Consider the following 12,896-nt stretch of genomic DNA (forward strand, 5'->3'; position numbering starts at 1 on the left):
TGGGCAAGACCACAACCCGTCGCAACCGAAAGCGTGCCATCATGTCGAACACCTCAAACCGTAACAACCGCAACACTAATCCGTCGCCTGATGATGACTGGGTCGGCGAGCTGATCTGGGGATTGGTCAAAGCCGCCGGGCAGCTCCTGTGGTGGGCAATCCTGTTCCCCACGCTCAGCATTCCGGTGGTCCTGACGATCTGGGTCGCCGTCGCCCACGGCACCCGCGCGGGCCTGCTGACTGTCGTCCTGGCCGTCGCGGCCTATATCGGCTGGGCGGTCGTGGAGCCGTCCTCGTTCACCGCGTGGGTGACCGCGCCGGTGCGGCAGCGCTGGCTGGCATGGTGGCGATATCACCGCAACTGGGCCTCGGTGTGCGCGCTGCACGGTTTGACCGCCCGGCTGGGCGAGCGCACCCTGATACCCGCGGTGCGGTCGGTGCGGATCGGGGATCACGCCGACGTGCTGATCCTGCGGGTGGTGGCAGGCCAATCGATCACCGACTGGCACAAGCGCGGCGACGCGCTGGCGGCGGCATGGCGGGCCGATCGGCTTACGATCCGCGCCACCATCCCCGGCGAGCTGCGGATCATCATCAGTCGCGGTGACGTGCTGGCCCAACCCATCGCCCTGCCCATGCCGACGCGAGCAACCCTGGTCGACTTGACCGCGGTGCGGGTCGGGATCACCGAGATGCGGACCTGGTGGCAGCTACCCGTGGTGGGACAGCACATCCTGATCGCGGGTGCCACCGGGTCGGGCAAAGGGTCGGTGTTGTGGTCGCTGATCGCCGGACTGGCACCACACGTGAAGACCGGACGGGTGCGGTTATGCGTGATCGACCCCAAAGGCGGCATGGAACTGGGCGCCGGCGCCCCGATGTTCTCGGTGTTCTGCCACCACACCGGCCAACCCACGATCGAATTGCTGCGCGGGCTGGTGGGGTTGATGCAGGCGCGGGCCAACCGGCTGCGCGGACACACCCGCCTGCACACCCCCACCCCGGCCGAGCCGTTGATCGTGGTGGTCATCGACGAGATCGCCGCGCTGACCGCCTATCTCACCGACCGCAAACTGCGCACCGAGACCGAGCAACTGCTGGGCCTGCTGCTCTCCCAGGGCCGCGCGGTCGGGATATCAGTGGTCGCTGCGGTGCAAGACCCGGCCAAAGACACCCTGCCGGTGCGGCAGTTGTTCACCGTGCGGATCGGACTACGGATGACCGAAGCCACCCAAACCGCGATGGTCTTGGGCCAAGGAGCACGCGATGCCGGCGCCGAATGCGACCTGATCGCTGATGCCACTCCCGGTGTCGGCTACATGATGATCGACGGCACCGCCGACCCGATACGGGTGCGGGCATTTAACGTCACCGACCGCGACATCACCGTCCTGGCCCGAACCTTTCCCGCACCCCGCCCTCGCACACCAGGCAGCGGCAAAAACGGAGACCATGGCCCCGATCACCATGACAATCAGGGGCAGCGGTGAGCACCGTCGTTGCGGACAGTCCGATGATCGTGTTGCCGGGGCTACCGACCACCGCCGATGTAGGGCCGGTGATCGCTCAGATGCTGCGCCGCGCCTCCTCACCGAGTTTCGGGTCGTGGTGGCACCGCGCCGAATCCGTCGGGTTTTGCGCCCACCCCATCCAACTATCCGGTGCTGACACAGCCGGGCGTCGGCACACCGTGTGGACGCGCTGCAACAACCGCCGCGCGGCGGTGTGCCCGTCATGCTCAGACCTGTATGCCCGTGACACATGGCAACTCGTGCACGCCGGAGCCGCCGGCGGCCACCACGACATCCCGCTCGAGGTCGCGGCCCGGCCGCAAGTGTTCGCCACTTTGACCGCGCCGAGCTACGGGGCGGTGCACAACGCCACCGGAACACCGTGTCACGCCATACCCAACAGGTCGGCGGGCCGCTGCCGGCACGGAAAACCACTGTGCTGCACCATAATCCACGCCGATGACCCTATGGTGGGCCAACCATTATGCGCGGACTGCTATGACTATCTGGGGCATGTCGTGTTCACCTGGCATCTGCCTGAACTGTGGCGGCGCTTCACCATCGCGCTACGGCGCGCCGTGGCGACACACCTGAAAACAGCTGGTGTCAAGGCGGGTTCGGTGCGGGTCAGTTTTGTCAAAGTCGTTGAGCTACAAGCCCGCGCCATCCCGCATATCCATGCCCTGGTCCGCCTCGACCCGCCACCGGCCCAAACCACGACATCAGGTGACCACGATCATGACGGCCCCGCCGCCCCTCGGGGTGGTGGGGAGCACCGTCCGGTAGCCGATCGGCATCCCGGCTGGTCGTCACCGATCACCGCCGCCGAGCTGGCCGCCTTAATCCAACACGCTGCCGGTCGTGTCCGCATCGACATAGCCAACGCCGGCAGCGACCACGACCAACAGGCAGTGCAGACGGTGCGGTTCGGCACCCAGGTCGACACCCAACCATTAACACCCGAAACCACAATAGCCGCAAACGATCTCACAACCAACGACACCGCGCGCATGGCGGTATCGCCGTTGTCGCCGCGCCGGGTCGCAGCATACCTGGCTAAATACGTCACCAAATCCCTGCACGATTTCGGGATCACCGCCCGGCGGCTGTCCGCAGAAGCGATCGGTGACGTCGACGTCACTGAACATGTGCGCGCCATCCTGGTCACCATCGCCGGACTCGCCGAACACACCGCCTCCGCAGGCCCGTCGTTGGCGGGGATCGGGCGCTGGCTGCACACTCTCGGGTATCGCGGCCATATCACCACCAAATCCCGGCACTACTCGACCACCATGAGCGCCCTGCGCGCCGCTCGCGCCACCTGGACCCGCCACCAGATGACTAAACATTCACAGCCACAAGCCGATTCGCGATGCTCCTATTTCGCTGACGAGGTGGCGGCAAGCACAGGCGGGCGGCAGCAACCGATCGACACCGATGAGATGCTGTGGGAATTCGACCGCGCCGGACACACCAGCGCCGGGGACCGCGTCCTGGTCATCTCCGCAGCCCTGCGCCACATCGGCGCCCGCATCTCCGGTATCACCGAATCCCGGACTGTCGTCACCCGCATCCCGCCGCCACCACGGGGGGCCGGGTGATGGCCACTTCACCCCCGCCAGCGGCCGGCAACCACGATGCCGGCGCGGTCCCGCTGCACGAGCGCCCGGAGTTCATCGCCTGGCTCACCGCCTCATGTGAACCCCTGCTCGGTGCCCAGCTCCGTCCGCACCGCCCGGACCATCCGCCCCGCGTCGGCCTTCTCCTCCGGGCCGTAACGGCGTGTCGTGGGCCTACCTGGCGACTGTTCCTTCGGCATACCTGCATCCTCGTTTCCAAGGTCAGGAGCCTCCGGGATTTCCAGGGCGATTCACTCCGCGCTGCGTCGGGCGTTGGGCGACGGCTTCGTTCTCACGGCGGGCATGGGCTGGACGCTCAGCACCACCGAGGTCGATGCCCCGCGCTACAAGCTGGCCACCAAGGCCGGCCGCGACGCCGCGGCCGCCGGCGATACCACCCAAGCGGTTGTCCGCTTCGAGGAGGCACTGGCGCTGTGGCGGGGAACTCCCGAACTGCCCGACTCCCGCCGGGGCATCTCCGAGCGGACCCGCTGGATCGAGGGCCATGCCGCGCTGGTCGAGGACCGGGCCGACGCGCTACTGGCCACGGGGCGGGCCGCGGAGATCATCGGCGAGCTGGAGGCGGCGGTGGCTGACGCACCGCTGCGCGAGCGGCGATGGGCCCAGCTGATGCTCGCCCTCTACCGCGCCGGCCGACAGGGTGAAGCCCTGGGCGCCTATCAGCGAGTGCGGTCGCTGCTGGCCGACGAACTCGGCGTCGATCCCGGGCCGGAGCTTCGGCGCCTGGAGGCTGCCGTCGTCGCTCAGGACAGCGCACTGGATTTCCCAGTGGCACAACATCTCTCCTCGGTGATGCGGGCCGTCACCTTTCTGCTCACCGACATCGAGGGCTCGACGGCCGCGTGGGAGGCGGACGCGAACGCGATGGCGCTCGCGTTGGCCCGCCACGACGAGCTCGTCGAACAGGTCGTCACGTCCCGCGGCGGCCGGCTCATCAAGACCCGCGGCGAGGGCGACGCCACCTTCTCGGTGTTCGAACGGCCATCGGGGGCAGCCGCCGCGGCCATGGAGTTGCAGGACGCAATCCTGCGCGAACCGTGGGCATTGGCCGAGCCCATGCGCATCCGCATCGCACTGCACACCGGCGAGGCGGAGCTGCGCGACGGCGACTACTTCGGTCGCGCGGTCAACCGCGCCGCCCGCCTGCGGTCGCTGGCCGTCGGAGGCCAGATCCTGTGCTCGGGCGCCACCGCCGAACTGGTCATCGACGCATTGCCCGACGACGTTCTGCTCGCCGACCTCGGGATGCGTCAGCTGCGCAACCTGCCGCGCCCCGAGCATGTCTTCGAACTGCGCCTAGAGACCGCCGAACGCGTGCAGGAGACCAGCGAAGCTCCCCTGGAGCGGCCCAGCCTGCCCGCGGTACTGACCGGACCCGGCGGTTCAGCGAGGCTCGACGGAGGAGAGACGAAGCTGGGACCGCCGCATGAACCCGGGCGATTCGTCGGGCGCGGCAGCGAGCTGGAGCGGCTCGCGTCGGCGTGGCAGACCGCGCTGGCCGGCGGCATGCACGCCACGCTGATCGCCGGTGAACCCGGTGTGGGAAAAACCCGCTTGGCCGGCGAATGGTCGCGGCAGGCCTACGAACAGGGTGCGATCGTGTTGTACGGCCGCTCCGACGAAGACCTTGGCGCGCCCTATCAGCCGTTCGCCGAAGCAATGCGTTCGCTGGTGCCCTGCGTCGGCAGCCGGCGACTGCGGGGCCTGCGCGGCGTGGAAGCACTGCTGCCGCTGGTGCCCGGGTTGACCGATGAACTGCCGGACCTGTCCGCCCCGACCCGCTCCGACCCGGACACCGAACGCTATGCACTGTTCGACGCGGTGGTCGCACTGTTGGAACTCGCGTCGGCGAGCGCGCCGGTGGTCCTGGTGCTCGACGACCTGCACTGGGCGGCCAAACCCACGCTGTTGTTGCTGCGGCATCTGCTGCGGTTCGGTGACCACACCCGCGTGCAGATCCTCGGGACGTATCGCAGCACCGACCTGGACCGCTCCCATCCGCTGGCGGCGATGCTCGCCGACCTGCACCGGGACGGCACCGCCCACCGCCTGGCGCTGAGCGGCCTCGACGAAGGTGACGTGGCCGCTTATGTCACCGAGGCCGGCTACGACGACGAAGAGCTTGCCCGCGCGTTGGCGTCTCTTACCGGCGGCAACCCGTTCTTCCTGATCGAGGCGCTGCGCCACGTGGAGGAAAGCGGCGGCGTGTGGGATCCGAGTACCTTGCCGCAGGGTGTTCGGGAAGCCGTGAGCCGCCGGCTTTCCCGGCTTCCCGCGGAAACGAACAAGGCCCTGGCTGCGGCCGCGGTCGTCGGCAGCCAGTTTGCTCTGGACCTCGTGGAGCGGGTGGTAGACCAGGATCTCGTCGACGCGTTCGACGAGGCGTGCAAGGCCGGCATCGTCATCGAAGAGCCCGGCGGTCGGTATCGGTTCAACCACGCCATCGTGCGACAGTCGCTGCTTGCCGAACTGGCATCGGTACGCCGCATGCGGCTACACCAGCGCATCGCCGCCACGTTGGAGAACGAGCCCGGCGCCGACGACGAGCTGCTGGCCGAGCTGGCCTACCACTACTTCGAATGCGCGTGGGCGGGCAACGCCGCCAAGGCCGTCGAGTACTGCCGGCGAGCGGCGGACCAGTCGATGTCTCGCCTTGCCTACGAAGGCGCCGCCGATCTGTACGACCACGCCCTGCACGCGTTGGAGGAGATCGACGAGGAGCTGCCCGACCGTGACGATCAGGCCGCTGAGCTGCTGGTCGCCCGCTGCGAGGCGCTGCTGGCCGCGGGTGACGTGGCATCGGCGGCGGGTTCGGTCTCGCAATTGCGTTTGGCGACGGTCGATTCGGTGCGGTTAGCGGCGTGGGCAACGTGTTTCGACGGCCAGCTGTCGATGCTGAGCCATCCCGAGCGGCTGGACGAAGTCGAGGGCGCGTTGAGTGCGGCTGCCGACACGCTGGCCGGATTGAACGATGCCGCCGGGGAAGCCAAGGCCCATACCGTACGGGCCGGATGCCTGGCCCGGCTGGGGCGCATCGGCGACTGCGAAATCGCCTTGGACAACGCGTTGTCCGCGGCGCGGCGCGCGTGCGAACACCGTCGGGTGAACGCCGTGCTGGCGGGTGCGCCGCTTGCGGCGCTGTGGGGCCCCAACCCGGTGCCGCGCGCCGGCGGGCGGTGCCTGGACGTGGTGCGGTTGCTGCGCATCACCACGGATTCCCCAGCGGTCGAGGCGACGTCGACACGCTGCCAGGCCGTCTTGGAGGCCTTCCGCGGCCGCGCCGCCGCAGCCCGCCGGATGATCGACTCGGCACGGCGCACCGTGACCGAACTCGGCCTGCGCCACGGGCGGCTCGAGGTGGAGCAGTACGCCGGCATCGTCGAGCTGGTCGCCGACGATCCGGCCGCCGCCGAGCCGTACCTGCGACGCGCCTATCAGGGCTTTCGTCGCATGGGGTTGGACGCCGACACCGCCGAAACCGCGGCGCTGCTGGGCCGGGCATGTCTGGCGCTCGACCGGGACGCCGAGGCTGCGGAGTTGTGTTCGGAGAGTGAGCGACTCGCGGGCCACGCGCTGAAGGCCTCGATTGCGTGGCGCACGCTTCGGGCGCTGCTGTTGGCGCGTCGCGGTGATCATGACCAGGCCCGGCGGATGGCCGAAGCGGCCATCGGCCTGGCGGAGCGCACCGACGCGTTGGTCGATCACGGTGATGCCTGTCTGGCGCTGGCGACGGTGCTGGACGCTGCCGGCGATGTGGTGGGAGCCCGAGCGGCTGCCGAGCGGGCGGTGGGACTGTACGAGCGGAAAGGTGCTGCGGCGCTTGCCGAGAAGGCACAGCTTGTTCTCGGCGAACGCGTCATCTCCCCCACCGCGTCGCCAGTGGAAACGTCGACCGTCGAACTCGACAATGCGGCCGCCCGAGCGGGTGAACGCGTAATGGCCGCCATTGAACGCAAGGCGTGGGACGAGTTCGAGCGAATGTTTCTGCCCGACGGCTTCATCGAGAGCCGCCGCAAGATCGTTGGCTTTCTGCCCAACGAGACGACGGCAGGCGAGGTGATGCACCACACCAGGCAGGATCTCGAGTCGGGAGCCATTCGGATCGAGCGATTCGTTACCGCCGTGCGAGGCACGCGCCTTGCCCTGGCTCGAACGTGCATCAGCACTCCCGGCGGGGGTCCGGGGGCACCCGCCGATGAGCTACTCCAGCTGTACGGCATCGACCAACAGGGTCGGATAGCGCTGCAGGTGTGGTTCGACGTCGAAGACCTGGACGCGGCGATCGCCGAACTCGATGCGCTGCATGCCCGGTTCGAGGAAGAACGCGTGCCGGCTCGGCTGGAAAACGCGGCCAGTCAGCTCTATGAACGATTCAAGGTTTGCTTCGCAACCCGCGACTGGAGCGCCATAACCGAGATGCTGGCCGACGATGTTTCCACCGAGGACCGTCGCCGAGTAGTCAATGCCGGCCTCCGAAAGGGACCCGATGTCGTGATCGCTGAGATCTCGGGACTCGTCGATGTTGTCAACGCCATCACATCAGAAGTCGTTGCAACCCGCGGCGCGCGCCTGGTTCTCAGTCGTTGTCAAACTGAGGGTTACGAGGACTTCCGTAGCTGTTTTCTCGACGTGCTCGAGGTTAATGCCGCCGGTCGGGCCGTGGCCCGTGTCGTCTTCGACCCCGACGACTTCGACGCCGCCATCGCCGAACTCGATGCGCGGTATCTCGCCGGTGAAGCGGCCGGCTACGCCAGCACGTGGTCGGTCATCTTGCAGGCCTTCGCCGCCTTCAACGCACACGAGCTTCCGTCGACGACTCCGGACTGGGTGAACCTTGACCACCGCCGCGGCAGAGCATTCACCCCGGGCGACCTGATCCCGTATATCGCGGCCGTGCATCGGGCGAGCAACCTCGGCGCCGTCGTCACGCAGTCGTTGCATGGGACGTCGCCAGACGGCTTCGATGCCGAGTGGCTTGAGGTCAACCTTTTGACGGTCGAAGACGGCCTGATCAATCGCAGCGAGCTTTTCGATAAGGCCGAACTCGACTCTGCACTGGCGAAATTCGACCAGCTAAGCGCGCCGACGGCAAGGCCACGGACCGCCGCCGCGCGCGCCTACGAACGCGTCCTGGCGTGTTTCGCTGCCCGCGACTGGGCTGCGATAACCGAGATGCTGGCCGAAGACGTCTCCTCCGAAGATCGTCGCCAGGTGATCAATGCCGGCCGCCGCCATGGCCGCGATGCCGTCATCGCGGAGATTGCCGCAATCGCCGAGGTGGGAGTTACCGACCTCACGTCAGAGGTCATTGCGACTCGCGGAGAACGCCTCATTTTGAGTCGCGGCCGCGCCGCGGAAGGCGGCCACCGACCCGATGCGTTCCGCACGGATCTCCTCGACATCATCGAAGTCGACGCCGACGAACGGGTCGTGGCCCGCGTCATATTCGACCTTGACGACTTCGACGCCGCCATCGCCGAACTCGATGCGCGGTATCTCGCCGGTGAAGCGGCCGGCTACACGCAGACGTGGTCGGCGATCGTAGGGGTTTTCGCCGCGCTCAATCGGGGTGACCTTCCGACAACAATTCCCGATTTCACCGACGTCGACCATCGGACGTTTGCGACGGTCGGACCGGGGGACCTGATGGCATATTTACGCGTCGCGCTGGAAGACTCCGTGCAGAACGTCGTCTACGTCGAGGCCGTTCATCAGTTGACCGACAGCGGCGCGGTTATTACCCACGTGGCCAAAGGAACATCGCGAAACGGCGTCGACGTGGAGTGGCGCCTGATTGACACCCTGACGGTCGACGGCGGCCTGATTAGCCGCTGCGAGATGTTCGATGAAGCGGACCTCGACGCCGCGCTCGCGAGATTCGACGAGCTGAACCGACCTCCGCGACCAATGGAGAACGCGGCGAGCCGGGTGTATCGCCGGGTAAACGACGACTTCTCGGTCGGCGGCGAGAAGCTTGCCTCGACCGTCATCGCGACCCGCGGCCAACGCCTCGCGTTGTGTCGCTCGTCCATCTGCGGGCAAGACCAACAACCCGGGGCGCTCGGCATCGAGTTCCTCAGCGTCGTCGAGATCGACGCCGACGAGGAGTTGGTGGCCCATGTCGCCTTCGACCTCGACGACATGGACGCTGCCTTGGATGAGCTGGAGACCCGCTACAGCACTGGGGAAGCGGCCGCCCACGCGCACACGTGGTCGCTCGTCACCGCCGCTTACGCCGCCCTCAACCGACGCGAGATCGCCCCGACGACGCCGGATTGGGTGAACATCGACCACCGTCGCGGTGCAGCTTTCGAGCCCGGCGACATGATTCCGTATCTCGAAGCTGCCTGGGACGACTCGCCCGACACCAGAATGTACATCGCAACGGTGCATCGTCTCAGCAACCTCGGATCGGTCATTACCCATGTGGCACATGGGCTCTCGCAAGACGGTTTCGACGCGGAGTGGCGCGATGTCACGCTGATGACCGTGGACGGCGATTTGGTCGATCGTTCCGAGCTGTTCGACGAGGCAGACCTCGATACCGCGCTGGCACGCTTTGACGAATTGCACGCAGACGTCGACGACGAGATCAGCTCAAGGGGAAACGCGCCTTGAGTGCTCGCGCGCATATACGCTTGAGGCTATGCACGCCCAAGCGGCACATCTTCGCCGTCGGGCCGCCCTGAACCGGGTAGCGGCACGCTTGACTGACCAACCCGCCGTCACCGAACAAGACCGGACGGCCGTGCTCGATGCCATCGATGAAGCTCATGCCGAACGCGGCGCACAGCTGAGCCGTCCGACGTGATCATCGACGATCCGGCCCGACAACGGCTGAATCACTGCGCCTGACTCACCGACGACATGTGGAAGTCGGGGATCCGCAGTGACGGCATCGACGCCCGAGTCGCCCAGTCACCCCACTCGCGCGGCAGCGTCGGCTCGGCGATACCGGCCTGGGTCGCGCGGCGCAGCAGGTCCAGCGGGCTCTCGTTGAACCTGAAGTTGTTCACGGCCGCAGTCACTTTGCCGTCTTCGACCAGGTAGACGCCGTCGCGGGTCAGGCCGGTCAGCAGCAGCGTGGTCGGGTCCACCTCGCGGATGTACCACAGCGTGGTCAGCAGCAGCCCGCGCTCGGTCGAGGCGATCATCTCGTCCATGCTGGCCGAACCGCCCGTCATCAACAGGTTGTCGGCGGCCAGCGCCACCGGGACCCCGAACTCGGTGGACGCGGCCCGCGGGTAGGCCAGCGCGTTGATCACCCCGCCGCGGATCCAGTCCACGCAGCCGATGTCCAGGCCGTTGTCGAACACCGACGCGGTCTCCGAGGAGGTGCCGGTCGCCACGAACGGCGCGCACTCCAGTCCGAACGCGTGCGGGTCGGAATACAGGGTCAGCGGCAGTTCACTCAGGCGCTCCCCCACCCGGGTGCCGCCGCCGGGCGCCGACAACGCGGTGCGGCCTTCCTGGGCTCCGCGGCCACTCATCGTCCAGCCCAGGTAGATCATCATGTCGGCCACCGTGGACGGCGGCATCAGCGTCTCGTAGCGTCCGGCCGGCAGCTCGACGCTGCGCGCCGCCCACCCCAACCGGGTGGACAGCTGCTCCAACAGCGAATCCGTCGGTACGTCAACGAAATCCGGGGTGCTGATCCCCGCCCAGGCGCTGGCGCCGTCGCGCTTGGCATTGATCTCCACCGTCCCGGTCGGCTGGGTGAAACGCCGCCGCAGCCCGGTCGACGAGGCCAGGAACGTCGTCTCCACCTCGTGGCGGGCGAAGCCGTACAGTTGGTCGGCACCCCGAAAAGCGCGGCTGAGCGACGTGGCCAGACCACCGAATACCTCGGCGCCGGTTCCCGGCACCTCGGCGTCCCAGTCTTCCGGTATCCCGTTGCCGCCCAGCAGCTCTGCCGCATCGCGGGCCGCCGGAGCCCCCGCAGCGGCCTCCGCGGACGCGGCCACCAACTCGGTGATCTGCGCCGGATCCACCTCCGCCGAGCACAGCGAGCCGACCCGGGGCCCCTCGTCGTCGGCGACGATCGTGACGACCGTGGTGGTTCGGCTGCTCGACACCCCGTTGGTGGTCATCGAGTTACCCGCCCAGCGCAGCGATGCCTCCGACCGATCGGTCACCAGCACGATGGTCTCGGTATTGTCGCCTCGGGCCGCCGTCAGGGCGGTGTCGATAACCTGTTGCGCGGGAATCATTCCCGGCCCCCCTCAGCCTGCGTGTTGAGTACGTTGATGCCCCGGAACAGCGCCGACGGACAGCCGTGGCTGACCGCGGCCACCTGACCGGGCTGGGCCTTACCGCAGTTGAATGCCCCGCCCAGCCGCCACGTTTCAGGCCCGCCGACAGCCTCCATCGCATTCCAGAAATCAGTGGTGGTCGCCTGGTAGGCCACATCCCGCAGCTGCCCGTCCAGGCGGCCGCCGCGAATCCGGAAAAACCGCTGACCGGTGAACTGAAAGTTGTAGCGCTGCATGTCGATCGACCACGATCGATCCCCGACGATGTAGATGCCGTCGTCCACCCGCGAGATCAGGTCGGCGGTGGAGAGGCCGTCTGTTCCCGGCTGCAATGACACATTGGCCATCCGCTGGATCGGGACATGGTGCGGCGAGTCGGCGTACGAGCAGCCGTTGGAACGAGACTGCCCCAACCGGGGCGCGAACACCCGGTCCAACTGATACCCCACGAATCGCCCGTCGCGCACCAGGTCCCAGCTCTGGGCTGCCACCCCCTCGTCGTCGTAGCCGACGCTGGCAAGGCCGTACCGCACGGTGCGGTCGGCCGTCACATTCATCACTGGCGAGCCGTAGCGCAGCGTCCCGAGCTTGTCGGGGGTGGCGAACGATGTCCCGGCGTAAGCCGCCTCGTAGCCGATGGCCCGATCGTATTCGGTGGCGTGCCCGATGGATTCGTGGATGGTCAGCCACAGGTTGGTCGGATCGATCACCAGATCGGTGGGCCCCGCCTTAACACCAGGCGACTTGACCTTCTCCGCGAGCAATACTGGCAGCTCGGCTAGTTCTTCAGTCCAGTCCCACACGTCGTCGCCGGCCACCGCCTCCCATCCGCGCGCGGTCGGCGGCGCCAGCGTGCGCATCGAGTCGAAGCCGTCCGGCCCGACGGTCACCGCGTCGCAGACCGGCATCAACCGCACCCGCTGCTGGGTGATCGACGAGCCGAACGTGTCGGCGTAGAAGGTCTGTTCCTTGACCGCGGTCAGCGCGGCCGTCACGTGGTTCACGCCGTCGGCCGCGAGCAACCGTCCCGAGTGGTCCTCCAGCACGTCGATCTTGTCCGCGGTCGGCACGTCGAACGGGTCGATCACATAGTCCGACACCCAGCTGGCGTCGCGGTACACCGGCTCGGCCGCCAGCTCGACACGTTCGGCATTGAGCGCGGCCAGCGTCTTGGCGACCTGCACGGCACGGCGCGCGGTATCGGCTGCGACGCTCGGCGATAGTTCGGCATGCGAGGCGAAGCCCCAGGTGCCGTTGACCACCACCCGCACCGCGAAGCCGAGTTCACGGTTGATCACCGCGGTTTCCAACTCGCCGTCACGCAGCCGGATGACCTCGGTGGCGATCCGGTGAATCCGCAGGTCGGCGTGTTCGGCGCCGGCAGCGCTGGCCGCGCTTAGCGCGGCGTCGGCCAGCACATGGCGAGGCAGGTCCAGAAATTCGGCATCGATCCCCCGGTTCGGTGTCACCCGTCCACGTTATCGAGCGGCTTT

Annotated in this window: 7 protein-coding genes; 4 read left to right on the forward strand and 3 right to left on the reverse strand. The window is 67.6% G+C overall.

Features of this window, described 5'->3' with window-relative positions; translation table 11 throughout:
- Positions 1–41 precede the first annotated feature (41 nt).
- A complete protein-coding gene (locus tag BN4346_RS33765) occupies positions 42–1,490 on the forward strand; it encodes an FtsK/SpoIIIE domain-containing protein (protein ID WP_067971444.1) in 1,449 nt (482 codons plus the stop codon).
- A 23-nt stretch (positions 1,491–1,513) separates the two neighbouring features.
- Positions 1,514–3,112 (forward strand): replication initiator, encoded by a 1,599-nt coding sequence (locus BN4346_RS33770; RefSeq protein ID WP_067972365.1) that lies wholly within the window; start codon positions 1,514–1,516, stop codon positions 3,110–3,112.
- Positions 3,113–3,204: 92 nt separating this feature from the next.
- On the opposite strand, the gene BN4346_RS49500 is transcribed toward BN4346_RS33770, so the two are convergent.
- A complete protein-coding gene (locus tag BN4346_RS49500; protein WP_268811479.1) occupies positions 3,205–3,330 on the reverse strand; it encodes a hypothetical protein in 126 nt (41 codons plus the stop codon).
- Positions 3,331–3,403: 73 nt separating this feature from the next.
- Between BN4346_RS49500 and BN4346_RS33780 the strand changes: the two genes are divergently transcribed.
- Both BN4346_RS33780 and BN4346_RS47670 read left to right on the forward strand, forming a co-directional pair.
- The gene (locus BN4346_RS33780; protein WP_407695074.1) at positions 3,404–9,769 is read left to right on the forward strand and encodes a BTAD domain-containing putative transcriptional regulator; all 6,366 of its coding nucleotides are present in this window, start codon (positions 3,404–3,406) and stop codon (positions 9,767–9,769) included.
- Between the two features lie 28 nt (positions 9,770–9,797).
- Complete coding sequence (locus BN4346_RS47670) at positions 9,798–9,962, forward strand: hypothetical protein (protein WP_154677585.1); 165 nt, start codon at positions 9,798–9,800, stop codon at positions 9,960–9,962.
- A 31-nt stretch (positions 9,963–9,993) separates the two neighbouring features.
- On the opposite strand, the gene BN4346_RS33785 is transcribed toward BN4346_RS47670, so the two are convergent.
- Both BN4346_RS33785 and BN4346_RS33790 read right to left on the reverse strand, forming a co-directional pair.
- Positions 9,994–11,361: a metallopeptidase TldD-related protein gene (locus BN4346_RS33785; protein WP_067971448.1), complete on the reverse strand. Its 1,368-nt coding sequence runs from the start codon at positions 11,359–11,361 to the stop codon at positions 9,994–9,996.
- Positions 11,358–12,872 (reverse strand): TldD/PmbA family protein, encoded by a 1,515-nt coding sequence (locus BN4346_RS33790; protein ID WP_067971451.1) that lies wholly within the window; start codon positions 12,870–12,872, stop codon positions 11,358–11,360. Before BN4346_RS33790 ends, BN4346_RS33785 begins: the two co-directional genes overlap by 4 nt.
- Positions 12,873–12,896: the final 24 nt, after the last annotated feature.

The sequence above is a fragment of the Mycolicibacter icosiumassiliensis genome, from assembly GCF_900078685.2.
Classification (GTDB): domain Bacteria; phylum Actinomycetota; class Actinomycetes; order Mycobacteriales; family Mycobacteriaceae; genus Mycobacterium; species Mycobacterium icosiumassiliensis.

Bases quoted from the DNA above. Each gene is read 5' to 3' on its own strand.
- BN4346_RS33765 (WP_067971444.1), top strand. From the start codon at position 42: ATGTCGAACACCTCAAACCGTAACAACCGCAACACTAATCCGTCGCCT.
- BN4346_RS33770 (WP_067972365.1), top strand. From the start codon at position 1,514: ATGATCGTGTTGCCGGGGCTACCGACCACCGCCGATGTAGGGCCGGTG.
- BN4346_RS49500 (WP_268811479.1), bottom strand. From the start codon at position 3,330: ATGCCGAAGGAACAGTCGCCAGGTAGGCCCACGACACGCCGTTACGGC.
- BN4346_RS47670 (WP_154677585.1), top strand. From the start codon at position 9,798: ATGCACGCCCAAGCGGCACATCTTCGCCGTCGGGCCGCCCTGAACCGG.
- BN4346_RS33785 (WP_067971448.1), bottom strand. From the start codon at position 11,361: ATGATTCCCGCGCAACAGGTTATCGACACCGCCCTGACGGCGGCCCGA.